Origin of the sequence: Roseivivax lentus (assembly GCF_900156805.1) — a bacterium.
GTDB lineage: Bacteria > Pseudomonadota > Alphaproteobacteria > Rhodobacterales > Rhodobacteraceae > Roseivivax > Roseivivax lentus.
The window spans coordinates 327,834-354,261 of record NZ_FTOQ01000003.1 but is presented as its reverse complement, the minus strand read 5'-3'; the positions used below and the strand labels follow the sequence as shown (position 1 = coordinate 354,261).

Annotated in this window: 24 protein-coding genes; 13 read left to right on the top strand and 11 right to left on the bottom strand. The window is 67.5% G+C overall.

What is annotated here, in order from left to right:
• Positions 1–6: 6 nt before the first annotated feature.
• Together BW990_RS08600 and BW990_RS08595 are read right to left on the bottom strand one after the other, a co-directional pair.
• A complete protein-coding gene (locus tag BW990_RS08600) occupies positions 7–741 on the bottom strand; it encodes a glutathione S-transferase N-terminal domain-containing protein (RefSeq protein ID WP_076447054.1) in 735 nt (244 codons plus the stop codon).
• Complete coding sequence (locus BW990_RS08595) at positions 738–1,952, bottom strand: CaiB/BaiF CoA transferase family protein (RefSeq protein WP_076447051.1); 1,215 nt, start codon at positions 1,950–1,952, stop codon at positions 738–740. Before BW990_RS08595 ends, BW990_RS08600 begins: the two co-directional genes overlap by 4 nt.
• A 355-nt stretch (positions 1,953–2,307) precedes the next feature.
• On the opposite strand from BW990_RS08595, the gene BW990_RS08590 reads away from it, so the two are divergent.
• Entirely contained in the window at positions 2,308–3,465 is a 1,158-nt protein-coding gene (locus tag BW990_RS08590) for a glycine cleavage T C-terminal barrel domain-containing protein (RefSeq protein ID WP_076447048.1), read from the top strand.
• A gap of 155 nt (positions 3,466–3,620) precedes the next feature.
• Here BW990_RS08590 and BW990_RS08585 read toward each other — a convergent pair whose 3' ends face one another.
• Positions 3,621–4,382, bottom strand: coding sequence for an IclR family transcriptional regulator (locus BW990_RS08585; protein ID WP_076447045.1), 762 nt, complete (start codon positions 4,380–4,382; stop codon positions 3,621–3,623).
• A gap of 75 nt (positions 4,383–4,457) precedes the next feature.
• Between BW990_RS08585 and BW990_RS08580 the strand changes: the two genes are divergently transcribed.
• Genes BW990_RS08580 through BW990_RS08570 form a run of 3 tightly spaced genes read left to right on the top strand, consistent with a single transcriptional unit; the run spans position 4,458 to position 6,646 of the window.
• Complete coding sequence (locus BW990_RS08580) at positions 4,458–5,813, top strand: selenium-binding family protein (protein WP_076447042.1); 1,356 nt, start codon at positions 4,458–4,460, stop codon at positions 5,811–5,813.
• Positions 5,810–6,178 carry a 2Fe-2S iron-sulfur cluster-binding protein gene (locus BW990_RS08575; RefSeq protein ID WP_076447039.1) on the top strand — a complete coding sequence of 123 codons (369 nt, stop codon included), beginning with the start codon at positions 5,810–5,812 and terminating at the stop codon, positions 6,176–6,178. Before BW990_RS08580 ends, BW990_RS08575 begins: the two co-directional genes overlap by 4 nt.
• Positions 6,179–6,181: 3 nt before the next feature.
• Positions 6,182–6,646: a CoA-binding protein gene (locus BW990_RS08570; RefSeq protein ID WP_076447037.1), complete on the top strand. Its 465-nt coding sequence runs from the start codon at positions 6,182–6,184 to the stop codon at positions 6,644–6,646.
• Between the two features lie 171 nt (positions 6,647–6,817).
• On the opposite strand, the gene BW990_RS08565 is transcribed toward BW990_RS08570, so the two are convergent.
• The 4 genes from BW990_RS08565 to BW990_RS08550 form a co-directional block, all read right to left on the bottom strand.
• Positions 6,818–7,612 carry an FAD binding domain-containing protein gene (locus BW990_RS08565; protein ID WP_076447034.1) on the bottom strand — a complete coding sequence of 265 codons (795 nt, stop codon included), beginning with the start codon at positions 7,610–7,612 and terminating at the stop codon, positions 6,818–6,820.
• Between the two features lie 96 nt (positions 7,613–7,708).
• Positions 7,709–10,081, bottom strand: coding sequence for a xanthine dehydrogenase family protein molybdopterin-binding subunit (locus BW990_RS08560; RefSeq protein WP_076447032.1), 2,373 nt, complete (start codon positions 10,079–10,081; stop codon positions 7,709–7,711).
• Between the two features lie 103 nt (positions 10,082–10,184).
• Positions 10,185–10,670, bottom strand: a complete 486-nt coding sequence (locus BW990_RS08555) for a (2Fe-2S)-binding protein (protein ID WP_076447029.1) — start codon at positions 10,668–10,670, stop codon at positions 10,185–10,187.
• 76 nt (positions 10,671–10,746) lie between these two features.
• Positions 10,747–11,268 carry a CoxG family protein gene (locus tag BW990_RS08550; protein WP_076447027.1) on the bottom strand — a complete coding sequence of 174 codons (522 nt, stop codon included), beginning with the start codon at positions 11,266–11,268 and terminating at the stop codon, positions 10,747–10,749.
• 148 nt (positions 11,269–11,416) lie between these two features.
• Between BW990_RS08550 and BW990_RS08545 the strand changes: the two genes are divergently transcribed.
• Both BW990_RS08545 and BW990_RS08540 read left to right on the top strand, forming a co-directional pair.
• Positions 11,417–12,139: an ABC transporter ATP-binding protein gene (locus BW990_RS08545; protein WP_076447024.1), complete on the top strand. Its 723-nt coding sequence runs from the start codon at positions 11,417–11,419 to the stop codon at positions 12,137–12,139.
• Positions 12,136–12,927 (top strand): ABC transporter permease, encoded by a 792-nt coding sequence (locus BW990_RS08540; RefSeq protein ID WP_076447022.1) that lies wholly within the window; start codon positions 12,136–12,138, stop codon positions 12,925–12,927. The genes BW990_RS08545 and BW990_RS08540 overlap by 4 nt, the downstream gene beginning before the upstream one ends.
• Before the next feature lie 95 nt (positions 12,928–13,022).
• On the opposite strand, the gene BW990_RS08535 is transcribed toward BW990_RS08540, so the two are convergent.
• Positions 13,023–13,481 carry an Lrp/AsnC family transcriptional regulator gene (locus BW990_RS08535; RefSeq protein ID WP_076447020.1) on the bottom strand — a complete coding sequence of 153 codons (459 nt, stop codon included), beginning with the start codon at positions 13,479–13,481 and terminating at the stop codon, positions 13,023–13,025.
• Positions 13,482–13,593: 112 nt separating this feature from the next.
• Positions 13,594–14,049, bottom strand: coding sequence for an Lrp/AsnC family transcriptional regulator (locus BW990_RS08530; protein WP_076447018.1), 456 nt, complete (start codon positions 14,047–14,049; stop codon positions 13,594–13,596).
• Positions 14,050–14,181: 132 nt separating this feature from the next.
• Here BW990_RS08530 and ilvC point away from each other — a divergent pair, with 132 nt between their 5' ends.
• Complete coding sequence (ilvC, locus tag BW990_RS08525; RefSeq protein ID WP_076447016.1) at positions 14,182–15,204, top strand: ketol-acid reductoisomerase; 1,023 nt, start codon at positions 14,182–14,184, stop codon at positions 15,202–15,204.
• Positions 15,205–15,405: 201 nt separating this feature from the next.
• On the opposite strand, the gene BW990_RS21780 is transcribed toward ilvC, so the two are convergent.
• Positions 15,406–15,561, bottom strand: coding sequence for a hypothetical protein (locus BW990_RS21780; RefSeq protein ID WP_159441618.1), 156 nt, complete (start codon positions 15,559–15,561; stop codon positions 15,406–15,408).
• 266 nt (positions 15,562–15,827) lie between these two features.
• Here BW990_RS21780 and BW990_RS08520 point away from each other — a divergent pair, with 266 nt between their 5' ends.
• Positions 15,828–16,757, top strand: a complete 930-nt coding sequence (locus tag BW990_RS08520; protein ID WP_076447013.1) for a DMT family transporter — start codon at positions 15,828–15,830, stop codon at positions 16,755–16,757.
• A gap of 317 nt (positions 16,758–17,074) precedes the next feature.
• On the opposite strand, the gene BW990_RS08515 is transcribed toward BW990_RS08520, so the two are convergent.
• Entirely contained in the window at positions 17,075–18,817 is a 1,743-nt protein-coding gene (locus BW990_RS08515) for a serine protease (RefSeq protein ID WP_076447011.1), read from the bottom strand.
• Between the two features lie 149 nt (positions 18,818–18,966).
• Here BW990_RS08515 and BW990_RS08510 point away from each other — a divergent pair, with 149 nt between their 5' ends.
• From BW990_RS08510 to ppdK, 5 genes are all read left to right on the top strand, one after another.
• Positions 18,967–19,896 (top strand): glycine--tRNA ligase subunit alpha, encoded by a 930-nt coding sequence (locus BW990_RS08510; RefSeq protein WP_076447008.1) that lies wholly within the window; start codon positions 18,967–18,969, stop codon positions 19,894–19,896.
• Positions 19,893–20,396 carry a DUF6446 family protein gene (locus BW990_RS08505; protein ID WP_076447005.1) on the top strand — a complete coding sequence of 168 codons (504 nt, stop codon included), beginning with the start codon at positions 19,893–19,895 and terminating at the stop codon, positions 20,394–20,396. The genes BW990_RS08510 and BW990_RS08505 overlap by 4 nt, the downstream gene beginning before the upstream one ends.
• 69 nt (positions 20,397–20,465) lie before the next feature.
• Complete coding sequence (locus BW990_RS08500) at positions 20,466–21,302, top strand: DUF1206 domain-containing protein (protein WP_076447002.1); 837 nt, start codon at positions 20,466–20,468, stop codon at positions 21,300–21,302.
• Positions 21,303–21,389: 87 nt separating this feature from the next.
• Positions 21,390–23,711, top strand: a complete 2,322-nt coding sequence (gene glyS / locus BW990_RS08495; RefSeq protein ID WP_076447000.1) for a glycine--tRNA ligase subunit beta — start codon at positions 21,390–21,392, stop codon at positions 23,709–23,711.
• A gap of 90 nt (positions 23,712–23,801) precedes the next feature.
• Positions 23,802–26,375, top strand: a complete 2,574-nt coding sequence (gene ppdK / locus BW990_RS08490; RefSeq protein WP_083950522.1) for a pyruvate, phosphate dikinase — start codon at positions 23,802–23,804, stop codon at positions 26,373–26,375.
• Positions 26,376–26,428: the final 53 nt, after the last annotated feature.

Sequence of the window (26,428 nt, the reverse complement as noted above, 5' to 3'; positions counted from 1 at the left end):
CTCACCTCAGCCCGGATCACCGGTCCGGCCGGATTTCAGCGAGGCCGCCGATTGGTTGAACAGGATCGTGTTGTTGTCGGCGCGGTGCCGGCCCCGGTTCTGTTCGGACTTGTGCAGGTCGATGGCGCGCTGCACGGCGGGCCGCGCCTTGATCCGCCCGCGCCAATCGGCCACCCGCGGAAAGTCGTCGAGCGACGCGCCCAGGGGCTTGGCGATGAACGCCCAGGGAAAGGCCAGCATGTCGGCGATGGAATAGTCACCGAGGATGTAGTCCCGATCCGCAAGACGGCTTTCGAGCACGCCGAGATTGCGGTCGTATTCGCCGAGATAGCGCTTGAAGCCGTAATCGCGGTCCCCCTCGGGGGCGTAATTGCGGAAATGGCTGAGCTGCCCGCCCATCGGCCCCTGATTGCCCACCTGCCAGAACAGCCATTCCATCAGTTCCTTGCGGGCGCGCAGGTCGGTCTGCGGCGGCGCGAAACGCCCGGTCTTGTCGGCGAGATAGAGCAGGATCGCCCCGGATTCGAAGACGCTGACGGGCTCTTTGCCCCATGCAGGCTCCGGCGCGTGATCGACGATAGCGGGCATCTTGGCGTTGGGGCTGATCTTCAGGAACTCGGGCGCAAACTGGTCGCCCGCGCTGAGCTGCATCAGGACGGGGCGGTAATCGAGGCCGGTCTCCTCGAGCATGATGGCGGCCTTCCAGCCGTTGGGCGTGGGCGCGAAGTAAAGGTCGATCATGGATGGCCCTCCTGCGTGTCGGTGGCGATGCCGCGCGCGATCATGTCGTCGATCGTCGCCGCGTCAAAGCCCGCATCGGCCAGGACGGCGCGGGTGTCTTCGCCGAGACGGCGCGCGGGGACCGGCGTATCGGGCGGCGTCGCCGAAAAGCGCGCGGGCGTGCGGGCCTGCCGGATGCGACCGGCCTGCGGATGATCGAGCTCGATCACCGCCCCGTTGGCCGCGACCTGCGGATGGGCATAGACCTGATCGCGGGTCAGGACCGGCGCGCAGGGCACGTCATGCGCGCCGAGGCGCGTCATCCAGCTGTCGGTGGTGTCCTCGCGCAGCGCCTCCTGCGTGAGTTCCAGCCGCGCGGGCTTGTTCTCTTCCCGCGCGGCGACGGTGGCAAAGCGCGGGTCTTCCAGCCAGTCCGGACGCCCGACCGCCGCACAAAGGCCCCGCCAGGTGCTGTCGGTATGCGCCGAGACCGCCATCCAGCCATCGGCGGTCTGGTAGATCAGCTCCACGAAGGTCTGCGCCTCGCCGCTTTTCGCGGGCTCGAGCTCGTCGCCGACGAAGGTGTAGCCCGCCATGTCCGAGCTCCAGAGGAAGGCCAGAACCGTGTCGAGCATCGAGACCTGCACATGGCTGCCCTGCCCCGTCCGGCTGCGGGCCAGAAGGGCCGCGGTGATCGCCTGCGCCGTCTGGATCGCGGTCAGCTTGTCGGGCAGGATCGTGCGCACCAGCCGGGGCCGGGCCGCATCCGCGCCGCCCTGAACGCTCGCCAGCCCCGAAAGCGCCTGGATGAGCGGGTCGTAGACCGGCTTGCGCGCCCAGTCGCCGGTGAAGCCGAAGCCCGCGATCGAGGTGTAGACGATATCGGGCCGCACCGCGCGCAGCGCGTCCTCGCCGAGGCCGATCCGCTCCGCGACGCCGGGGCGGAAGTTCTGCACGAAGACATCCGCCGTCGCGCAAAGCCGCAGCGCCGCCTCGACGCCGCGCGGGTCCTTGAGGTTCAGCGTGACGGATTTCTTGCCGCGGTTGTTGTTGAGAAAGGAGGCCGCGAAGCCGCCGCGCCGCCCGGTCACCTGCCGGCTGTGATCGCCGCCCTCGGGGTGTTCGATCTTGATGACCTCGGCGCCCTGATCGGCCAGCGTCATGGTGGCCAGCGGACCCGAGATCATCGTGGTCACGTCGACGACGCGAAATCCGTGCAAGGGTCCTGGCATGTGATCGACCTCCGGTCTGGCAGAATGGGCGGGGCCGCTTGCCCCGACGCGCATGTAGCGGAGATGGGCGCGAAGGGCAGGTCCGTTCTGGCACGGGGTCGGGCCCAAGCAGACGATCCCCGGAAGGTCACGGGGACCACATCCGTCGCTTTGTCGGTTTCGGGGATGCGAGTAGTCGGTTTTGATACAGCCCGCGCGGCGAGACCTGTCATAGTCCGCCGCATCCGGACATGAGTCCGTGCGGTTGCAATCGGCTGACGGCATCGCACCAAGTCCGCGCGAAACCAGGCGCGGTGGCGGTCATCTGCACAAGCATGAATGCAGCGGAAATTTTTCGGCTTGGGAGAACCGTGGAATGACGATGGCACAGAAGTTCGGTTTCGGAACGCAGATCAGGAAGTCGCCTTATTTCGACGCCACCGTGCGCTGGGGCGCCAAGGGCTTCTCGGTCTACAACCATATGTATATCCCGCGCGATTTCGGCGACCCCGAGCAGAATTTCTGGAACCTCGTCAACACCGCGATCCTGTGCGATGTCGGCGTCGAGCGCCAGGTGGAGATCACCGGCCCCGACGCGATGCGCTTCGCGCAGATGCTGACCCCGCGCGACCTGTCCAAGATGGCGGTCGGGCAGTGCAAATACGTGCTGATCACCAATGCCGAGGGCGGCATCCTGAACGATCCGATCGCCCTGCGCCTCGCCGAGGACAAGCTGTGGCTGTCGCTTGCGGACAGCGACATCCTGCTCTGGGCGCAGGGTCTGGCGGTGCATTCCGGCATGGATGTCACCATCCGCGAACCCGACGTCTCGCCGCTGCAGCTGCAGGGGCCGAACTCGCTTTACATCATGAAGGCGCTTTTCGGCGAGGAGATCGCCGATCTGCGCTATTTCTGGCTGCGCGAGCTCGAGCTCGACGGTATCCCGCTCGTGGTGTCGCGCACCGGCTGGTCGAGCGAGCTGGGCTATGAGCTCTACCTGCAGGACGCGACCCGCGGCGACGAGCTGTGGGAAAAGATCATGGCCGCCGCTCAGCCGTTCGGGCTGAAGCCGGGCCATACCTCGACGATCCGGCGGATCGAGGCGGGGATGCTGTCCTATCACGCGGATATGGATGCCCAGACCAACCCGTTCGAGCTGGGGCTCGACCGGCTGGTCAACCTCGACATGGAGGCCGAGTTCATCGGCAAGGCCGCGCTGCGCCGCATCCGGGATGCGGGCGTGCAACGGATGCAGGTGGGTCTCGTGCTCGACACCGATCCGCTGGACGGGCCCAACACCGTCTTCTGGCCGATCCTGCAGAGCGCGTCGCGCGTCGGCAAGGTGACCTCGGCGGTCTATTCGCCGCGGCTGGGCAAGAACATCGCGCTGGCGATGGTCGACGCGGATCAGGCGGTGATCGGCAATGCGGTGCAGGTCCTCGTGGACAATATGATGGTCAGCGCCGAGGTGGTGGAGCGGCCGTTCTACGACCCCAAGAAATCGCTGGCGACGGGCGCGGCGCAGGTCGCGTGATCGGGGCGCGGATTCCCCTCGGTGACGCCGGGGACCCCGCGCACGTCTCGGCTGTCGGTGCGGGGCACGGCTGATCCCTGCCCCGTCCGCGCGGGCACGCCTCTTTCAATCCGTCGCTTCGCGGGCTCGAGGCATTGCCCCTGACCCGCCCCCCGTCACGCGGGGCGCGGCGCGGGTTCCGACCAGTCCCATCCCAGCGCCGCGGCAAGCTCCTGCGCGAGGCCCAAAAGGTCCTGCCCGATCCGTGCGCGGAAGACCGGCGTGAAGACCCGCGCCGATCCGGTCGCGCCGATCGACAGCCGCGCGCCGGGTCCCTCCTGTGCCAGCGGGGCTGCGACCGAACACATGCCCCGCTCCAGCTCCTCGACGCATTCGGCATAGCCGCGGCTGCGGATCTGCGCGAATTCCGCCTGCAGATCCTCCATCCGGGTCAGCGTCAGATCAGTATAGGCCTTCAGCCGCCCCTCGATGGCCTGGCCGCCCAGCAGGTCGGGCGCGAAGGCGGCCAGCGCCTTGGAGCAGGAGCAGGCATGGATTGGACGCGTGCCGAGGCCGGGATGCAGGAAGGAGACGCCGGTTTCCGGGGTTTCCACGTGGATGATCTCGACCGATCGGCCCCGCAGCCGTGACAGGAAGAAGGCCGCGCCCACCTCGGTCGCGGCGCGCGCGAGCCGCGGCGCGATGATCCCGCAAAGGGCGTCGTCGGACAGGTCGTCCTGCACGATCCCCTTCAGCCGCGCGCCGATGGCGAAGCGCCCGCGCGCGACATTGTCCAGAAGCCCCGCCGCGGCGAGATCCTGCACCAGCCGGTAGGCGGTGGCCTGCGGCAGACCGGAATGGCGGCAGATATCGCCGACCGTCGCCTCGCCGCGCTGGCCGACGATTTCGAGGATCAGGGACAGACGTTCAAGCTGCATGATTTTCTCGTATACCGATAACAGCTTTTTCGATATTCAGGAATCGAGAGGGAATCAAGGGAAGGCTTCGGCGTCATGACCAAGATGTGCTGCGGACCGGGCTACGCATCGCCCGCGGAGGCGATCCGGGCCCCGCGCGAAAAGCTGCTCTACACCATCGCGATCTATACCGGCACGGGCATCCAGAAGCCCGATTACCTCGCCACGGTCGATGCCGATCCCGACAGCCCGACCTACAGCCAGGTGATCCACCGTCTCGAGATGCCCGGCATCGGCGACGAGTTGCATCACATGGGCTGGAACGCCTGTTCGTCGTGCCATGACGACAGCTCGATGGCGCGCAAGTACCTGCTCGTGCCGGGTGTGCGGTCGAACAACATCCATGTGGTGGACACCGCCACCGACCCGCGCGCGCCGCGCCTGCACAAGATCATCGACGGGGCCGAGATCAAGGCCAAGGCCGATCTTTCGGGACCGCACACGGTGCATTGCCTCGGCTCCGAGATCATCATCTCGTTTCTGGGCGACGCCATGGGCGAGGCGCCGGGAGGCTACCTGCACCTCAACAAGGAGTTCGAGATCGTCGGCCGCTGGGAAGCCTCGATGGGCGACATCCCCTTCGGCTACGATTTCTGGTACCAGCCGCGCCACAACGTGATGGTCAGCTCCGAATGGGCGGCGCCCAACACCTTCATGCCGGGTTTCGACCTCGAGGAAGTGGGATACCTGAAATACGGCCGCCGCCTGCACATCTGGGATTTCGAGGCGCGCAAACCCGTGGAGACCATGTATCTGGGCGAGGACGGGCTCATCCCGCTCGAGGTGAAGTTCCTGCACGATCCCGACAGCACGCACGGCTTCTGCGGGGCGGCGCTCTCGACCAACGTGATCCATTTCTGGAAATCCGAGGCGGGCAAATGGGAATGGGAAAAGGTCATCGATGTGGACAACGAGCCGCATCCCGAATGGCCCATTCCGGTGCCGGGGGTGATGTCGGCGATCCTCGTGTCGATGGACGACAAATATCTCTATCTCAACAACTGGCTGCATGGCGACATGCGTCAGTACGACATCACCGATCCGCATAATCCGAAGCTCACCGGGCAGGTCTGGATGGGCGGATTGCTGGGCAAGGCCCCGGAAGTGAACGGCGTGAAGGTCGCGGGCGGGCCGCAGATGTTCCAGCTGTCGCTCGACGGAAAGCGGCTTTACGTGACCACCTCGCTCTTTTCGACCTGGGACAACCAGTTCTATCCCGACATCCGCACGCAGGGCGGCGTCATGGTGATGATCGATTGCGATCCCGAAAACGGCGGCATGTCGATCAATCCCGATTTCATCGTCGATTTCGGCAAGGAACCCAACGGCCCCTCGCGGTGCCACGAAACCCGCTATCCCGGCGGCGATTGCACGAGCGACATCTGGCTGTGACCGGAACGCGAACCATAACGCTGGCCAATCGCGGCGGCGCGACCTTCACCGTGGAGGCACGCCGCCCCTTGCTCGACACGCTGCGCGAACAGGGGGTCGATCTGCCCTATGGCTGCAAATACGGCGGCTGCATCACCTGCGCGGCAAAGCTGACCGCGGGCGAGGTCGACCAGCGCCGGCAGGTCGCGCTCAACAACCGCCAGATCGCGCAGGGCTACGTGCTGCTCTGCGTGGCGCGTCCCCTGACCGACCTCACCCTCGAGATCGGCGTCGAAAGCCACGACCGGCTTTACCGCAACCCGTTCCTCGATCCGCTCGCGCCGCATGAGCTGAAAGCGGATATCGCCACCCCCAAGGAGCCCTGACCGATGCCCGACGCCGATATCGACCGCCGCTACGACTACACGCAGGACTACCTCTCCGGCATCCTGCGGTCGGTGAAGACCATCGCCATGGTGGGTGCGAGCGCCGACAAGACCAAGTTCAGCTACGGCGTGCTTCGGGTCCTGCACGAGACTGGCTACGACATGATCCCGGTCAACCCGAACCCTGCGCTGACCGAGATCCGCGGCATCCCGGTGGTGCGGTCGCTGCGCGAGATCGACCGGCCCGTGGACATGGTCGAGGTCTTCCGCCCCAAGGAAGAGCTCTACGCCATCGCCGAGGAGGCCATCGCCATCGGCGCAAAGGTGCTCTGGGGCCAGATCGGCGTCTATGACGACCGCGCGGCGCAGCTTGCCGAGGAGGCCGGGCTGAAAGTGGTCATGGATCGCTGCCCCAAGATCGAGCTGTTCCGCCCGTTCTGGAAGCCGCGCCTCGACCTCGCGATCTGAACCGGCGCGGCGCGGATCGCGGCACCGAGATCGCTGCGGCCCCTGCGCCCTGCCCGCCCCCGCCGCGATTTCGGCGGAATGCCCGCGGCCTGACGAGCCATCGCGCAGCCCATGAAAAGGCCCCCGGTCCGCAAGGGCACCGGGGGCCTTTCGATGTCAGGACGCGCGCGCTCAGCTTGCGGCGGCGACCGCCCGCTTGGTCAGCACCTTCACGAGATGCGCGCGATAATCGCCCGAGCCGTGCAGGTCCGAGATCATGCCCGACCCGTCCGGTGTCGAAAGACCGTCGACCGCCCCTGCCGAGAAGTCGGAGGACAGCGCCGCCTCCGCCTCGGACCAGCGGAACACGCCGTCATTCGACGCGCCGGTGACCGCCACGCGCACGCCATCGGCATACTTGGCCACGAAGACCCCCACCAGCGCGAAGCGCGAGGCGGGCTGTTCGAACTTCTGGTAGTTCGAGGCCTCGGGGATCGGCAGGCGGACCTCGGTGATGATCTCGCCTTCCTCGAGCGCGGTGGCGAACATGCCCTGGAAGTAATCGTCCGCCGCGATCTCGCGCTTGTTGGTCTTGATCGTGGCGCCGGTGCCGAGGGCCGCGGCCGGGTAGCAGGCCGAGGGGTCGTTATTGGCGAGGCTGCCGCCGATTGTGCCGCGGCTGCGCACCGCCGGATCGCCGATATTGGCGGCCAGATGCGCAAGGCCCGGGAAATCGGCCGCGGCCTCCTGCGCGACGGTGGCGTGGTTCGTGCCGCCGCCGATGGCAAGCGCGTTGTCATCGGTCTTGCAGACGCCCTTCATCTCGGCGATGGCCGTGAGGCTCACCAGTTTCGAGGGCATGGCCAGGCGCTGCTTCAGCGTCGGGATCAGCGTCTGCCCGCCACCCAGCGGCTGGGCCTCTTCCTCGCCCAGCGCCGCGACGGCCTCGTCGATGGATGTGGGGCGAACCAAGTCGAAATTATACATTGTCTTCTCCTCCCGGCCCGCCGCGTCTCATGTTCACGATCGGACCAAAAATACCTCCGGGGGGTCTGGGGGGCAGCGCCCCCCAGCCGTTGGAACTTATCCCTGCATCGCGGCCCAGACGCGGCCGGGCGTCGCGGGCATGTCGATGTGATCGACCTTGTGCCCGCCCGATTGCAGCGCATCGACGATGGCGTTGATCACCGTCGGCGGGGAGCCGATGGCGCCCGCCTCGCCGCAACCCTTCACGCCCAGGGGATTGTGCGTGCAGGGGGTCTGGCAGGAATGATCGACGATGTAGCTGTCGAGGTTCGGGATGATGTCGGCCCGCGGCATGGCGTAATCCATGTAGGACGCGCTCAGAAGCTGGCCGTTCTCGTCGTAGGAGCAGTTCTCCAGAAGCGCCTGGCCGATGCCCTGGGCGATGCCGCCATGGACCTGGCCTTCGACGATCATCGGGTTGATGACATTGCCGAAATCATCCGCCGAGACGAACTTCTCGATGCTCACATGCCCGGTTTCGGGATCGAGCTCGACCTCGCAGGCATAGGCGCCGGCGGGATAGGTGAAGTTCGACGGATCGTAGAAGGCGGTCTCTTCCAGGCCCGGCTCCAGATCCTCGAGCGGGTAGTTGTGCGGCACGTAGGCCGCCAGCGTCACATCCCCCCAGGCGATCGACTTGTCGGTGCCCGCGACGGTGAACTGGCCGTCCTTCAGCTCGATATCCCCTTCCGAGGCTTCGAGAAGATGCGAGGCGATCTTCTTGGCCTTGTTGATGATCTTCTCGGTCGCCCGCACCATGGCCGAGCCGCCCACCGCGATGGAGCGCGAGCCATAGGTGCCCATGCCCATCGGCGTGTTGGCGGTGTCGCCATGCACGATGTCGATCATGTCCTCGGGAATGCCCAGCATCTCCGCGATGACCTGCGGAAACGCCGTCTCGTGGCCTTGCCCGTGGCTGTGGCTGCCGGTCATGACCGAGATCGAGCCCGTGGCATTGACCCGCACGGTGGCACTTTCATAAAGACCCGCGCGCGCGCCCAGTTGCCCCACGAGGTTCGACGGCGCGATGCCGCAGGCCTCGATGAAGCAGTTGATGCCGAGACCGCGCAGCTTGCCCTTGGCCTCGGACGCCTTGCGGCGCGCCTCGAAGCCCGGCAGGTCCATGAGCTCTTCCATCTTGTCCATCGTGGCGTGGTAATCGCCGGTGTCGTATTCCACCGCGACGGGCGTCGCGTAGGGGAAGGTCGTGATGAAGTTCTGACGGCGCAGCTTGATCGGGTCGACGCCGAGTTCCCGCGCGGCCTTGTCGATCACCCGCTCCAATTGGAACGTCGCCTCGGGCCGGCCCGCGCCGCGATAGGCATCGACGGGCACGGTGTTGGTGAACACCGCCTTCACGTTCACGTAGACGAGCGGCGTCTTGTAATTGCCGGCCATCAGCGTGCCGTGCAGCCAGGTCGGCACCGACGGCGCGAAGGTCGACAAATAGGCGCCCATATTGGCGTAGGTCTCGGTGCGCACGGCGGTGAAGTTGTTGTCCGCATCGAGCGCCAGCTCGATCTTGGTGACGTGGTCGCGGCCATGGGCATCCGACATGAACGCCTCGGAGCGGCTCGACGTCCACTTCACCGCGCGGCGCAGCTGGCGCGCGGCGAAGGTGCAGAAGGCCTCTTCGGCGTAATGGAAGATCTTGGTGCCGAAGCCGCCGCCCACATCGGGTGCCACGACGCGCAGCTTGTGCTCGGGGATGCCGAGGACGAAAGCGCCCATCAGCAGGCGGATCACATGCGGGTTCTGCGAGGTGGTATAAAGCGTGGATTCGTCGTTCGCCTTGGAATAATCGCCGACGGCCACGCGCGGCTCCATCGGGTTCGCGACGAGACGGTTGTTGATCAGCTCGAGCGTGGTGACATGCGCGGCCTCCTCGAAGGCCTTGTCGGTCGCGGCCTTGTTCTCCTCGACGAAGCCCCAATCGTAGCAGAGGTTGTCGTCGAGATCGTCATGCACCTTGGTGGCGCCGGGCTGAACCGCGGCCTTCATGTCCACCACCGCCGGCAGTTCGGCGAGGTCCAGAACGATGGCTTCGGCGGCGTCGCGCGCCATGTCGAGGCTGTCGGCCACGACCGCGGCCACGATCTCGCCCACGTGACGGATCTTGCCCTGCGCGATCACGGGATGCGCGGGCTCCTTCATCGGCTGGCCATGCTTGTCGGTGACCTGCCAGCCGCAGGGCAGACCGCCCACGCCTTCGAAATCCTTGCCGGTGAAGATGCGCACGACGCCGGGCATCGTCTCGGCGGCCGAGGTGTCGATGCCGTTGATGGTCGCATGCGCCACGTCCGAGCGCAGGAAATAGACGTAGGCCTGGCCGTGGATGTTGATGTCGTCGGTGTAATTGCCGACTCCGGTCAGAAACCGAAGGTCTTCGCGCCGCTTCGTGCTGGCGCCGATGCCATGATCTTTGGGCATGGTTGTCCTCCCTGAAGCGGTGGGGATGCCCCACCAGATGGTGGGTTTTCACCCACCCTACATTTCCGGCGCGCGAGCCTGCCCGCGCACCGCCCTGTCCCGATTATTCCGCGGCGACCGCGGGCACGTCCTGGCCCGACGCGGCCATGATCGCGCGGACGATGTTGTGATAGCCCGTGCAGCGGCAGATATTGCCCTCGAGGTAGTCGCGCACCTCGGCCTCGCTGGGCTTGGGGTTCTCCTTCAGGAGCGCCGCCGCCGACATCACCATGCCGGGCGTGCAGAAGCCGCACTGGAGCCCGTGGTAATCCTGGAACGCCTGCTGGATGGTGTTGAGCGAGCCGTCGCTGTTGGCCATGCCCTCGATCGTCGCGACCTCGGCCCCGTCGGCCTCGGCGGCGAACATCGTGCAGGCCTTCACCGCTTCGCCGTTCACATGCACCACGCAGGCGCCGCACTGGCTGGTGTCGCAGCCCACATGGGTGCCGGTGAGATGCAGGTCGTCCCGCAGGAAATTGACGAGCAGCGTGCGCCCCTCGACCTCGCCCGAGACGGTCTTGCCGTTCACGGTCATGGATACTTTTGTCATGAAATCCTCCCTTGGATGTCTTGTCTTGCCCGCCACGCTCCTGGCACGCCGCGGGATCTGTCCCGTCGGTGATGGTTCAGGAAATCGCCCGTTTGAACCAGCCTTTTTTCTTCTCGCCCGGGGTTTCCTGGGCCTCCGGCGCGCTGTCGGGATCGGCCGGGCCCTCGATGGCCTCCTGCAGGCGGGTGAAGAACTGGTCCGCCATCTTCTTGGCGAAGCCGTCGATGATCCGGCTGCCCAGCTGCGCGAGCTTGCCGCCGACATTCGCCTCGACATCGTAGCTGAGCTTGGTGCCGGTCTCGGAGGGCTCGAGCGTGACCACCGCGCCGCCCTTGGCAAAGCCTGCCGCCCCGCCCTTGCCCTCGCCAGAGAGCTTCAGGCTGTTGGGCTCGTCGCGTTCGGAGATGCTGACCTGCCCCTTGAAGGTGGCCTTCACCGGCCCGACCTTCTGCACGACGGTGGCCTCGAAGCCGTCCTCGGGATTGCCCGACATCTCGGTGCAGCCCGGCACGCATTCCTTCAGGACGTCGGGGTTCAGGATCGCGGCCCAGACCACCTCGCGGGGGGCGGCCACTTCGCGGGAATCGCTCATCTTCATGGAAACATCCTCTCTCTTGGCGGCAGGTTAGGCAGGGCTGCAGCGCTCCGATATAGGACCTTTTGCCGACACCCCGCGGATGCCGCCATGCTTTCACGCCCCGGGGCGCGCGGCTAGGGTTTGCGTGGACGGGGACCGGCGGAGCGACATGGCGGGCGGATTGCATCTGGAGGGGATCGATTACCGGTTCGGCGCACGGCAGGCGCTGGACGCGGTGGGCTTTTCGGTGGCGCCGGGGCGCTTCGCCGCGCTGTTGGGGCCGAACGGCGCGGGCAAGTCGACGCTCTTCGCGCTGCTGACCGGGCTCTTTTCCGCGCCGTCGGGGACGATCCGGATCGCCGGGCACGATCTGTCGCGCAACCCGCGCGCGGCGCTGGCGCGCATGGGCGTGGTGTTCCAGAGCCCGACGCTCGATCTCGATCTGACGATCCGTCAGAACCTGAGCTATTTCGCGGCCCTGCACGGGCTGTCGGGGCGCGATGCGGCCCGCCGCATCGACGCGGCGCTCGACCGCCTGGGCATCGCCGACCGGGCGGGCGAGAAGGCGCGCGGGCTCAATGGCGGGCATCGCCGCCGCACCGAGATCGCCCGCGCGCTGGTCCATGGCCCCGAGGTGCTGCTGCTCGACGAGGCGACCGTGGGCCTCGATGCGGCCGCACGGCAGGGCATCACCGATCACGTGCACCGGCTCTGCGCCGAGGACGGGCTGACGGTCCTCTGGGCCACGCATCTGACCGACGAGGTGCAGGATACGGACCGGCTCATCGTCCTGCATGAAGGCCGGGTGCTGGCCGACGGCGAGGCGGGCGCGATCCGCGGCGATCAGCCCCTTAAGGCGCGGTTCCTCGCGCTGACCGGTGCGCCCGCATGAGCGCCTGGCTGCTCGCGCTGCGCGCCATCGCCTGGCGGGAGGCTTTGCGCTTCGTGCATCAGCGCGAGCGCTTCATCGCCGCCCTCGTCCGCCCGCTGGTCTGGCTTCTGGTCTTCGCGGCGGGCTTCCGCGCGGCCCTCGGCCTGTCGATCCTGCCGCCCTACCAGACCTACATCACCTACGAGACCTATATCGTGCCGGGGCTCTGCGGCATGATCCTGCTCTTCAACGGCATGCAGAGCGCGCTGAGCCTCGTCCATGACCGCGAGACAGGCTCGATGCGCCTTCTGCTGACCGCCCCGCTGCCGCGTTGGTACCTGCTCTTGTGCAAGCTCGCGGGCGCCACGCTGATCTCGCTGGTACAGGTCTACGCCTTCCTCGCCGTGGCCTGGGCCTTCGACATCACGCTGCCCGCCTGGGGCTACCTCGCGGCACTGCCCGCGCTGATGCTGGCGGGGCTGATGCTGGGCGCGCTGGGCCTCGCGCTCTCCTCGCTGATCAAGCAGCTGGAGAATTTCGCGGGCGTGATGAACTTCGTGATCTTCCCGATGTTCTTTCTCTCCTCGGCGCTCTACCCGCTGTGGAAGATGGCCGAAAGCTCCGAGCTCCTGCGCGATATCTGCGCGCTCAATCCCTTCACCCACGCGGTCGAGATGATCCGCTTCGCGCTCTACCTGCAATGGAACGGGCCCGCGGCGCTCTGGACCGCGCTGGCCTTCGCGGCTTTCGCGGCGCTGGCGCTCTGGGGCTACGATCCGGCCCGCGGCCTGATGCGCCGCAAGGGCTGAGCCGCCGGGCGCCGCGCGCATCTCACGATCGGACCGGAAATACCTCCGGGAGCGCGAGGGCAGCGCCCTCGCCCGGGCCCGCCCGCGAGACCGGATCACCCGATGGGCCCGGGCCGCCGCTCCTCGGACAACAGGACATTGGCATCGAGCGAGGCCACGCCGGGCAGCGTCATGATCCGCCGCCGCAGCACGCGTTCGAAATCCGGCAGGTCGCGCGCCACGACCCGCAGCCGGTAATCGTACATGCCGAGCACATGCTCGACCGTCTGGACCTCGGGGATTGCCGACACCGCGCGTTCGAAATCGCCCAAGGCCGCCTGCCCCTTCGTGCCGATCTTCACACCCAGAAAGACCGTCACGCCGAAACCCAGCTTCTCGGCATCGAGATCGAGCCGCGCCGCGCGGATGACGCTCGCCGCGCGCAGCCGCTTCAGACGGCGCCACGCCGCGGGCTGCGAAAGCCCCAATCGGCGCCCGAGCGCCCCCGCCGACAGGTCCGCATCGGCGACCATGGCGCGCAGGATGGCGCGGTCGATCTCGTCGAGCGCGATCATCGCGCGCCCCGCGCGAGATTTTTATCTAAAAATCTCGCAACCGCAGCGACCGGGGCATCCGGCCGGACCCCTTCGGGACGGCACCCGAGATTATTAGCTAATAATCTCGGCCTCACAGCGGCAGGCTTTCGTCGTATTTCACCCGCGCGATATGCATCAGCGCCTCGAGATCGGTGATGTGCGGCAGCGCCAGAAGCTTTTCGCGGTAGAGCCGCTGGTAATGCGCCAGGTCCCGCGCGATCACCGACAGGCGCACATCGACCTGGCCGAGAAAGGTCTGGATCTCCAGCACTTCCGGAACGGCACGGGCGGCGGCGGCGAAATCCTCGAAAGCCTGCGGTTGCGACTTGTCGAGCGTGACGCGCAGCGACACCTCGACGGCGTAGCCCAGCGCCGCCCAGTCGATCACCGCCCGCACGCCCCGCAACACGCCCGCCGCCCGCATCCGGTCGAGCCTCCGGGTCAGCGTCGCGGGCGTCACGCCGGCCCGCTCCGCCAGCTCCTGACCCGAGACCTCGGGCGTCGCCTGGTATTGGCGCAGGATTCGCCTGTCCACGTCATCGAGCATGATTTCTCCGTTTACCCCCCGCATCGCGAATGACTTTTCAGCCCTTAGCGGAATTCTTCGGAAAAACGCAAACACTCTCGCGTGCCGGCGGGTAGATTGCGGGCAGGATAAACAAGCAAGGGAGCGCGGGACATGCGCGTTTATTACGACCGCGATTGCGACATCAATCTCATCAAGGACAAGAAAGTGGCCATCCTGGGCTACGGCAGCCAGGGCCACGCCCACGCGCTGAACCTGCGCGATTCGGGTGCCAAGAACGTCGTCGTCGCGCTGCGCGGAGGCTCCGCCTCCGCCGCCAAGGCCGAAGGCGAGGGCCTCAAGGTCATGGGCATCGCCGAAGCCGCGGCCTGGTGCGACCTGATCATGTTCACCATGCCCGACGAGCTGCAGGCCGAGACCTACAAGAAGTACGTCCATGACAATCTGCGCGAGGGTGCAGCGATCGCCTTCGCCCACGGCCTCAACGTGCATTTCGGCCTGATCGAGCCCAAGGAAGGCGTCGATGTGATCATGATGGCGCCGAAAGGCCCCGGCCACACCGTGCGCGGCGAATACACCAAGGGCGGCGGCGTGCCCTGCCTCGTCGCCGTGCACAACGACGCTTCGGGCCGCGCGCTGGAACTGGGTCTCTCCTATTGCTCGGCCATCGGCGGCGGCCGCTCGGGCATCATCGAGACGAATTTCCGCGAGGAATGCGAAACCGACCTCTTCGGCGAGCAGGCGGTGCTCTGCGGCGGCCTCGTGGAGCTGATCCGCATGGGCTTCGAGACCCTGGTCGAGGCCGGATACGAGCCCGAGATGGCCTATTTCGAGTGCCTACACGAGGTGAAGCTGATCGTCGACCTGATCTACGAAGGCGGCATCGCCAACATGAACTACTCGATCTCGAACACCGCCGAATACGGCGAGTATGTCTCTGGCCCGCGCATCCTGCCCTACGAGGAGACCAAGAAGCGCATGAAGGACGTGCTCACCGACATCCAGACCGGCCGGTTCGTGCGGGACTTCATGCAGGAAAACAGCGTCGGCCAGCCGATGTTCAAGGCAACGCGCCGCCTGAACGACGAGCACCAGATCGAGCAGGTCGGCGAGACCCTGCGCGGCATGATGCCGTGGATCTCGGCCGGCAAGATGGTCGACAAGGCGAAGAACTGAGGCCCTAGGCCCCTCTCGTTACAAAGAATGCCCCCGGACTGCGGGTCCGGGGGCGTTTTCATTGAAGTCTGTTCATGGGCGCCGGAAGACCTGCGCCAGCCGGGTCGAAGACGGGCCAGGCTGTGACGATGGCAGCCCACCGTTTCCGCCCAGACTGCCCTCGGGCCGACCGCGCGCGTTCCGACGCGGCGGCAGCCGCGTTCAGGCGCCGGAGGGGCCATCCTTGGCCAGCGCCGATTTCGGATCGTTCGGATCGTCGAGCTTCCGCTCGATCTCGAACTTGCCGAGGATGCCCATCACGGTGACGGCCAGCAGGGTGAAAAGCGCCAGAAGCGGCACGAAGAACGATGCGGTCATGGGGAAACTCCTTCGGTTTCGATGCGGTGATTGCAGGACGAACCCGCAGCGCCGACGAACCGTTCCCCGGGTGCGACCGTTAGTCCTTGAGCTGGTAGACGCACCAGCCGAGCAGCGCCAGAAGGATGAAAACGGGCAGAATGAAAAACGCGTCCATGACTCTCTCTCCTCAGGTTGGATGGACGACACCCTAGCGCGGTGCTACGTGCCGCGAAAGCCGGGCGATGCCCCAATGCTGTGCAGAATTCGAAAAATGATGAGGTTTTATGCAGACGGCATCGACGTCCGCGCCCGAGATCACGGGCAAGTCCTTCGCCATGGTCGCCCTTCTGGGCCTGATCTGGGGCGCCACCTTCCTGGTGATCGAGCTGGCGCTGGAGGGGATCACGCCGGCCTGGCTCGCCGCCTACCGGATCGGCTTCGCGACGCTTCTGACCACGCTGGTTTGGCGCCTGATGGGCGGGCGGCTGTTTCTGAGCGACGCGCGGCCCTGGCCGATCCTCGGCGTGGTGGGCGTCTTCAACTCCGCGCTGCCCTTCCTGCTCCTGTCCTGGGGTCAGGTGCGCGTGACCTCGGGGTTTGCGGGCGTCTCGATGGCGGCGGTGGCGCTGATGGTCCTGCCCCTGGCGCATGTCTTCCTGCCGGGAGAGCGCATGACGTTGCGCCGGTCGCTGGGCTTTCTGACCGGCTTCGTGGGCGTGGCGATCCTGATCGGGCCGACCGCCCTGCAATCGAGCGGCGATCCGCTGGAGCCGCTGGGCCGGCTCGCCTGTCTTGGCGCCGCGGCCTGCTACGCCTCGGCCTCGGTGATGATGCGGCGCCTGCCGCCCATGGACCCGATCGGGCTTGCGGCGGCGCCGCTGATCGCGGGCAGCGCGGCAATCATCCCCTTCGCTTGGATCGTCGAGGGCCCGCCGCCACTGCCGCAGGGCGAGACGCTGTTCTGGCTGGCGCTTCTGGGGATGGTGCCGACGGCGGGAGCCAACCTGTTGCGGGTGCTGGTGATCCGCACGGCGGGGCCGGTCTTCATGAGTCTGGTGAATTACCAGGTGCCGGTCTGGTCGGTCTGCCTCGGGATCGTCTTTCTCGGTGAGCCCGCCGGACTGTCGCTGGTGCTGGCGCTGGTGCTGATCCTTTCGGGCGTGCTGGTGAGCCAGTGGGGGAAGCTGTCACGAATGTTCCGGGCGGCGCGCTGAAGTTTTTCGATATGCTTCCGGATTTGGTGTTCGGGTAGCGTGCGTCAGGAATGAGGTCCGACGGGGTGCGCAGAGATCTCTTGCCCTGCATACACCGTGGAACGCGCCGTTTCGCGGGATGGCGCTGCAACAGGGGGGCGTCAGCGCTTCGTCTGAGTAACTGCCGCTGCTCCAGTTAGAACGGTAGGACCGGGACACCGATGCGCCCGTCCGTCCCGGCGGACAGGCGCATCGGCGCGGCGGACGCATGCCGTCATAATTCCGCACCGCGGGTTCTGCGCCACGGCGAAGTCGCGCACGGGAACCCGCGACGCGCCTCACTCCCAGCAGCTGACCAGCACGGTCATGGCGCGGGCCACCTGGGTCAGGTCCTCGGGTGCCATGAAGGCGTCCCCCTGCCCGGTCGCGATCTCGACGCCCGCCCCCGACGAAAGCGCGATGAGCCGTTCGGAGGCGGTGGCGAAGCTCACCCCGTCGGGCAATTGCCGCCCCTCTGCCACCGCGGGCACCAGCATGCCCACGACCGCGCCGCCGCCGTCGAAGACCGGCCCGCCCGCATCGCCCGGGTTGGCCGCCACTTCGAGCCGCGCCATGCCGGGCTCGCCGTTCAGACCCTTGAGATCCGCGAGCCGTCCGAAGCTGAGCGTCGGCGCGCCAAGCACCCCGCCATAGGAAAAGCCCGATACCGCGACCTCGGATTGCAGCCGCGGCACGTCGGCGCGGAACACCGCGACCTCGCGCGGCGCGAGCGGCGTGTCGGGCGCCAGGAGGGCGACCCCGTCGGCCTGCGCCACGATCTGCGCCTCGGTGGTCTCGTCGAGGGTGATCCGTCCGCATTCCGCGACCGCTTGGGCGGAGGTCAGCACGCGCCCGCGCGCATCGACGAAAAAGCCCGAGGCCACGTTCTTGGGCTGGCGTACCTGCAGACCGGCGACGAGGTCGATGGCCTGGGCGTCGCCCGACAGGGTCCCGGGGTCGAGCACCACGCCCGCAAGCGGGGTGAAGCTCTCCTGCATCAGGGCCAGAACGCGGCTGCGGCGCTCCTCGTCGCCCGCGGGCCAGATCAGGGTGAAGCCCTTGACGGCGCCATCCACCAGCCGCGCCTCGGTGTGGCTGACGATGCGGCTGTTGGCGCCGGTCAGGGTGAAGCGGTCGCGGCTCCGCTCGCGCGGGCCTCCGAGCGGCACGATCTCGAGCGTCTGCATGATCTCGTAGAGACCGGCGAGGGTCTGGCGGTCGCCGGGCTGGGAGATGAGCAGCACCCGCGCGGGCAGATCGCCGCTGGCGTCGTAATGCACGAAGGGCGCCTCGGACCGGGCATAGGCCACGGCGCCGAGCGGCATGGCCATCTCGATCCCCGCGCGGCGGTCGACGACGCGGGTCATCTCGAGCCCGTCGAGCACGGCATTGTACTGGCGCAGCAGTTCGGCCCGCTGGCGGGTGGTGAGGATGCCGGTCACCTCGAAGCCGTTGCCTTCCTGCCAGCCGGCCATGGCGCCGCGGGTGCCGCGCCCGAAGGCCGCGTCGATGCCGCCCTGGTAAAAGCCCGCCCAGCGCAGGGCGACCTGCAGCTCGGCGCGCTGGGCGCGGGTGAGCTGCGCCTCCGACCGGCGGGCCTCGGCCACGGTTTCGTCCGGATCGGGCTGCGGCGCGGGCGTCACGACGGGCGCCGCGCGCACCTCCTCGGTGCCTTGCGGCCCCTCCTCGGCGGCGGGCGCCGGGCTCTGCACCGCGTCGGCGCCGACCGGGAAGAAGCGGCGGGCATATTCCTCCGCCTCCTCGACATAGCTGTCAGGCGGAATACGCCCCGCGCTGCGCAGCGCCAGGCGCAAACGGTTCGCCTCGGCCTCGTCATAGGGCCCGAGCGCGATCCCGTACCAGCCGGCCCCCAGCGAAAAGCCGTTCACATCGGGCAATTGCGCGGCAAAATCGCGCGCCCGGGACTCGGCCACGGCGAGGGCGGGGTGCGCCTCGATCTGGATGTAATGGGCTTCCTGTGCCGCGGCGGCCCCGGCGAGAAGCCAGAGCGCGCTGCCCGCCATCAGAACGGAGCGTGTCATGTCGTGTAAAATCCCTCGGTCAAACGTGAAATCGCCTGCGCCATTGGTAACAAAACGCAAGGCGCCCGCACGTCAAATATTGGTCAGACCCGCAATTGACCCCGGGATTGTGGCGTCCTAATCAAGCGCAGCCAACCCGGAGGGCCGAAATGCACGCAGCCGACACACCGAAAAGCTTCCAGGAGATCATCCTGCGGCTTCAGGCCTATTGGGCCTCGAAGGGCTGCGCGGTGCTGCAACCCTATGACATGGAGGTCGGCGCGGGCACCTTTCACCCCGCCACGACCCTGCGCGCGCTGGGCAGCCAGCCCTGGGCCGCGGCCTATGTGCAGCCCTCGCGCCGCCCCACCGACGGGCGCTATGGCGAGAACCCGAACCGGCTCCAGCATTACTACCAGTACCAGGTCATCATCAAACCCTCGCCGCCCGATCTGCAGGCGCTTTATCTGGGCTCGCTCGAGGCCATCGGGATCGACCTTGCGCTGCATGACGTGCGCTTCGTCGAGGACGACTGGGAAAGCCCCACGCTCGGGGCCTGGGGCCTTGGCTGGGAGGTGTGGTGCGACGGCATGGAAGTCAGCCAGTTCACCTATTTCCAGCAGGTGGGCGGGCATGATTGCCACCCGGTCTCGGGCGAGTTGACCTACGGGCTCGAACGCCTGGCGATGTACGTGCTGGGCATCGACCACGTGATGGACATGCCCTTCAACGACCCCGGCGCGCCGATCCCGCTGAGCTATGGCGACATCTTCCGGCAGACCGAGGAAGAATACAGCCGCCACAACTTCGATCACGCCACGACCGAGATGCTCCTGCGCCATTTCGAGGATGCGGAGGCCGAATGCGCGCGCCTGCTGCAGGCCCCCGAGGAGGACCCGAAGATGCACCGCCGCATCGTCATGGCGCATCCCGCCTATGACCAGTGCATCAAGGCAAGCCACTTCTTCAACCTTCTCGATGCGCGCGGCGTCATCTCGGTGACCGAGCGGCAGGCCTATATCGGACGGGTCCGCGCGCTGGCCAAGATGTGCGCGGACGCCTTCGTCACCACGCCCGCCGCGACGGGAGAGGCCGCGTGACCGGCAAGTTCCTCGTCATCCTCATCCTCGTCTCGGCGCTGCTGGGCGGTGCCGCGATGTATTACCTGCAGGTCTTCGCCTATTACGAAGAGGTGGCCCCGGTGGAGGAGATCACGCTGCTCTCCGCGGACGACACCCCCATCACCCTTCCCGTCTCGGGCTTCGAGGGGATCGACGCGGACAGCTCGCCCATCCGGTTCCGCGCCTGTTTCGACACCGCGGCCCGCCCCGGCACGATCGCGGCCGCGCCCTATCCCGGCGCGAGCCCCCGCAACGCGCCCTTCTGGTTCGATTGCTTCGACGCAGAGGCCATCGCCGCCCAGATGGCGGCCGGCACCGCGCAGGTCTTCACCATGGCCCGCAACATCGAGTTCGGGGTCGACCGGGTGGTCGCCCTGACCGAGGACGGGCGCGGCTATGTCTGGCAGGAGATCAACGAATGCGGCGACAAGGCCTATGACGGCACGCCGCTCGGAGACGATTGTCCGGCGCGCGACTGATCGGATGGGAACAAGTCGGTGCAGCCGCGCGCTTAACCGTGACAGCGGCGCGCGGAAGGGACCCTGACCATGCAGACCTCGAAAGCCCCGGCCTGGGTCGTTCCGGTCATGCGACTGGGATATTCCGCGCGCGCCGCCACCTATGCCATCGTCGGCGCACTGGCGTTGAGTGCGGCCATCTGGGGCGGTGTTGCCGAGGGCACGGAAGGCGCCATCGGCGAACTCCACCGCGCGCCCTTCGGCCTCGTGCTGATCTGGATCGTGGCGCTCGGCCTGTTCTGCTACGCGATCTGGCGCTTCGTGGCGGCCGCGCTCGATCTCGAACGACGGGGCGACGATGCCTCGGGGCTGTTTGCCCGGGGCGGGCTTCTGGTCACCGGCGCGCTGCACGCCTTCCTTGGCGCCTCCGCACTGGACCTCGTGCCTGAAAGCGACGAGGCGGGCGGAAGCTGGACGCAGGAATTGCTGGCCCTGCCCTATGGGCGCTGGCTGCTTCTGGCGCTGGCCGTCGCGGTGTTCGGTGCGGGCCTTTACTATGTTTACAAGGGCTGGGCCGAGACCTACAAGGAGCACATCCGGGTCACTCCTCTGACGGAAAAGCTGAACCCCGTGCTGCGGATCGGCATCGTGTCCGAGGGCGTGCTGATCGGGGTGATCGGCGGGCTGCTCGCGCTGGCGGCCCTGACATACGACGCGGACAATGCCGGCAGCATGGGCGACGCCCTGCGCGAGATCGGTGCCGCGCCTTACGGGCGCATCCTTCTGGGCATCGCGGGGCTGGGCCTTTTGGCCTTTGCGGTCGAAAACCTGGTCGAGGCGCGGTTCCGCGTCCTTCCGGCCCGCGACGGCCCCGATGTCGAGACGCTGTCGAGCCGCGCCTTGCGGAAAGCCAAGTCCCGGACATGACGCCCGTCGCCGCCTAAGCGCTGGACCTCCGCCGCCCGCCCCGCTATCCCGCGCCGAGTTGCAAATGTCGCCCAAGCGGAGGGCCCGATGCCTGATCTTCTGATCGAACTCTTCTCCGAGGAAATTCCCGCCCGCATGCAGGCGCGCGCGGCGGAGGATCTGAAAAAGCGGGTGACGGACGGTCTGGTGGAGGCCGGTCTGACCTATGCCCATGCGGGCGCCTTCGCCACGCCGCGGCGGCTGACGCTGACGCTGGAGGGGCTGCTCGCCCGCTCGCCCGACATGCGCGAAGAGCGCAAGGGCCCCAAGGTCGACGCACCCGAAAAGGCGATCGAGGGCTTCTGCCGGGGCGCGGGCGTCGCGCGCGCCGATCTCGAGGAGCGTGACGACAAGAAGGGCCGCGTCTTCTTCGCGGTGATCGAGAAGCCGGGCCGCCCGGCGGCCGAGATCGTGGCCGAGGTGCTCGAGGACACGATCCGCAATTTCCCCTGGCCCAAAAGCATGCGCTGGGGCAGCGGCAGCCTGCGTTGGGTGCGCCCGCTGCACCGGATCCTGTGCATCCTGATGGGCGATGCGGGCGAGGCCGAGGTGGTGCCGCTCGACGTGGACGGCATCCGCGCGGGCGACGTGACCGAGGGCCATCGCTTCATGGCGCCGGAGCCCTTTTCCGTCACCTCCTTCGAGGATTACACGGCGAAGCTGAAGCGCGCCAAGGTCGTGCTGGACGCCAACGAGCGCGCCGAGACGATCTGGAACGACGCCACCAACGCGGCCTTCGCGGCGGGCATGGAAGTGGTCGCGGATCCGGGCCTTCTGGCCGAGGTGGCGGGGCTCGTGGAATGGCCCGTCGTGCTGATGGGGCAGATCGACGCGGCGTTTCTGGACCTGCCGCCCGAGGTGCTGCAGACCTCGATGAAGGAGCACCAGAAATTCTTCTCGGTGAAGAACCCCAAGACCGGCCGGATCGAGCGCTTCGTGACCGTCGCCAATCGCGAGACGGCGGATCACGGGCGCACCATCCTTGCGGGCAACCAGAAGGTGCTGGCGGCCCGGCTCGCCGACGCGAAATTCTTCTGGGAGAACGATCTGCGCGTCGCGCGGGACGACAAGATGCAGCCCTGGCTCACGCAGCTGGAGAACGTGACCTTCCACAACAAGCTCGGCTCGCAGAAGACGCGGATCGACCGGATCGCGGCACTGGCGCGGGAGATCGCGCCGGAGGTGGGGGCCGATGCCGATCTCGCCGAACAGGCGGCGCGGGTGGCGAAGGCCGATCTCTCCTCCGAGATGGTCTATGAATTCCCGGAACTTCAGGGGCTTATGGGGCGCTATTACAGCGATGCGGCGGGCCTTCCCGCCGAAGTCGCAGCAGCCTGCGAGGAGCATTACGCGCCGCTCGGCCCCTCCGACGCGGTGCCGACCGGGCCCGTGTCGGTGGCGGTGGCGCTCGCCGACAAGCTCGACACGCTGGCGGGCTTCTGGGCCATCGACGAGAAGCCCACCGGCTCGAAAGACCCCTTCGCACTGCGCCGCGCGGCGCTGGGCGTGATCCGCCTCGTCCTCGAGAACGGCCTGACGCTGCGCCTGTCGCACTGGATCAAGCGCGCCTTCGATCCCACCAGCCTGCAAGGCGTCGCCGCCGACAAGCGCGGCACGGTCGAGGATTGGGCCGAGGTCGCGGCCCCCTTCCTCGAGGTGGATTGGGAGCCGCTGGCGCAGGTCTTCCATGACGCGCTCGCCCGCCATTTCGACGATCGCGCGGCGCTGGAGGACTTCTTCCGCGAGCGGCTCAAGGCGATGGGCGCGCGGAATGCCGACAAATGGAACAAGACGGTGTTCGTGCTGGTCTATTTCACCATCATCGAGCGCGACACCATCACCGCGCCCGACCTTCTGGCCTTCGTGCATGACCGCCTCAAGGTGTATCTCAAGGGCGAAGGCATCCGCCACGACGTGATCGACGCGAGCCTCGCCATGCAGGGCAGCGACGACATCACGCTTCTGGTCAAGCGCGCGCGCGCCCTGCAGGAGGTGCTGGAGACCGAGGATGGCGAGAACCTCGTGCAGGGGTTCAAGCGCGCCAACAACATCCTGACCCAGGCCGAAGAGAAGGACGGCGTGGAATACAGCTTCGGCGCCAATCCGAAACTGGCCGAGACGGATGCGGAACGCGCGCTTTTCGCGGCGCTGGAGGCTGCGGATGCCCGCATCCGCCCCGCCATGCAGGCCGAGGACTTCCCCGCCGCCATGGCCGCGATGGCCGAAATCCGCCCCGCGCTCGATGCGTTCTTCGAGGCGGTGCAGGTCAACACCGACAACGACATCGTCCGGCGCAACCGGCTCAACATGCTGAGCCAGATCCGCACGACCTGTCTGCAGGTGGCCGATCTGACCCGTCTGGACGGCTGAGCCCCCACGACCAATGTCCATCTGACGTGACAGCGCCCTTGCCAGGCCACGTTTGAGGCGTATCCTGCGGCCAATCGAAGGATTGCCGCAGTGCAGAAATACCTCAACGAAGTGTCGTTCCAGCTGGACAGGCACATCACGCTGATCACGCCGACCGCGCCGATCCAGCCCGCCACCCATGGCGGGCGGGCCAAGTGCCTGCAGCGGCTGGTGCGGCTGAAGCTGCCGGTGCCGCGCACGGTGGCGCTGTCCTTCGATACGGTGAAGGCGATCGCGCTGGGGCGGATTCCCGACACCAAGGTCCTGCTGTCGGTGTTCGACGCGGACGCGCTGGTCTGCGTGCGCCCCTCTTCGGAGGACCCCGATTGGGGCGGGCCGACGACGATGCTGAATATCGGCATGAACGACGCGGCCTGCGCGCGGCTGTCCGAAACGCTGGGCGCGGGCGCTGCGCGGGCGCTGTATCGCCGCTGGGTCCAGACCTACGCGGTGCATGTCGCGCGGCTCGATCCCGATGCCTTCGAGGAGATCGACGAGGACGCGCCCGACGCGCTGGAGCAATCCCTGCGCGCCTACGAGGACGAGGCCGAGGAGCCCTTCCCGCAGGATCCCGCCACGCAGCTTTCCGAGGTGCTGCGCTCCATGGCGCGCAGCTGGGAAAGCGTTTCGGCGCGGCTTTTGCGCGAGGCCAAGGGCGCGCCGGTGGATGCCGGGCTCGGCCTTGCGGTGCAGGAGATGGCGCTGGGTCTTGGCCGCGGCGAGTCGGGCTCGGGCGTTCTGCAACTGGTCGATCCCGAAACCGGCCTGCCGCAGGTCACCGGGCGCTACCTGAGCCAGAGCCAGGGCCGCGACGCGCTCGAGGCCGGGAAAAAGGCGCTGTTCCTGACCACCGATCCGCGCGGCCCCTCGCTGCAGGAGCGCGCGCCCGAAGCCTTCGCAGAGCTGCTGGAACACGCGGCATTGATGCGCCAGCGGCTGCGGGCGGAGATGCAGGTCGAGTTCACCATCGAGAACGGGCGTCTCTTCATCCTCGACGGGATCGTCGTGCCCGCCAGCAACGCCGCCGCGATCCGCATCGCGGTGCGCCTGTCCGAGGACGCGATCATCACCCCGCAGGAGGCGGTGATGCGGGTCAAGCCGCGGATGCTGTCGGCGCTCCTGCACCCGCAGGTCGATCCGGGCGCGACCCGCGACGTGATCGGCGCGGGCATCGCGGCGAGCCCGGGCGCGGCCACGGGCCGGATCGTCTTCTCGGCCACGGACGCGCAGGCCTCGGCGGCGCGGGAAGAGCCCTGCATCCTCGTGCGGCGCGAAACCGCGCCCGAGGACGTGCGCGGCATGCATGCCGCCGTCGCGGTTCTGACCGAACGGGGCGGCATGACCAGCCACGCCGCAGTGATCGGGCGCGGCATGGGACGGCCCTGCGTCGTGGGCGCGAGCAAGATGCGCTTCCAGCCGCAACGCAAGCAGATCGTGGCCGCCGATGGCCGGGTCTTCAAGGAGGGCGATATCATCACCGTGGACGGCACCGCGGGCGAGGTCCTCGCGGGCGCGCCGAAGATGCAGGCGGCGCGGCTCGACGATGCCTTCCGCACCTTGCTGAAATGGGCCGATGCGGAGCGGGACCTGCGCATTCGCGTCAACGCCGACACCGTCGAGGACGCCCAGACCGCGCGCGACTTCGCGGCGGGCGGCATCGGGCTCTGCCGGACTGAGCACATGTTCTTCGAGCCCGGCCGCCTGACGGTCATGCAGGAGATGATCTTCGCCGCCACACCCGAGGATCGTCGCGCGGCGCTGGCACAGCTGCTGCCGATCCAGCGCGCCGACTTCAAGGAGCTCTTCGCGATCATGGCCGGAAAGCCCGTGTGCATCCGCCTTTTCGATCCACCGCTGCACGAATTCCTGCCCACCGACCGCGCCGGGCTCCGCGATCTTGCCGAGGCGCTGAACCTGCCGGTCTCGGACGTCACCCGCCGGGTCGAGGCGATGGGCGAATACAACCCCATGCTGGGTCTGCGCGGCGTGCGGCTCGGCATCACCGTGCCCGAGATCTACGCCATGCAGGCGCGCGCCATCTTCGAGGCGACGCTGGAGGCGAGCCGCGAGGGCGACGACCCGGTGGTGCCCGAGATCATGATCCCCCTCGTCTCGGCCCGCCGCGAGGTGGAAATCGTGCGCGCGCGGATCGAACAGGAGGCCAGCGCCGTGCGCACCGAGCGCGGGCGCGACTTCACCTACCGGCTGGGCGTGATGGTCGAGACCCCGCGCGCCTGCCTCATCGCGGGCGATATCGCGCCGCATGTGGATTTCCTGTCCTTCGGCACCAACGACCTCACGCAGATGACCTACGGGCTGTCGCGCGACGATGCCGGGCGCTTCATGAACGATTACGTTCAGCAGGGCGTCTTCGAAGAGGATCCCTTCCACCGGCTCGACCAGAACGGCGTGGGGGAGCTTCTGCGCATCGGGCTGGAACGCGCGCGGGCCGCCAATCCCGACGTCATCATCTCGATCTGCGGCGAACACGGGGGCAATCCCGAATCGATTCACTTCTGCCGGACGCTCGGAATGGATTATGCAAGCTGCTCGCCGTTCCGGGTGCCGGTGGCGCGACTGGCTGCCGCACAAGCGGCGATCCAGGATAAAATCGAGCGTTCTTAGCCCCTTGGGCGGAAATCCCCCAACTGATTCGTTGTCTTTGGGCGGATTCCAGC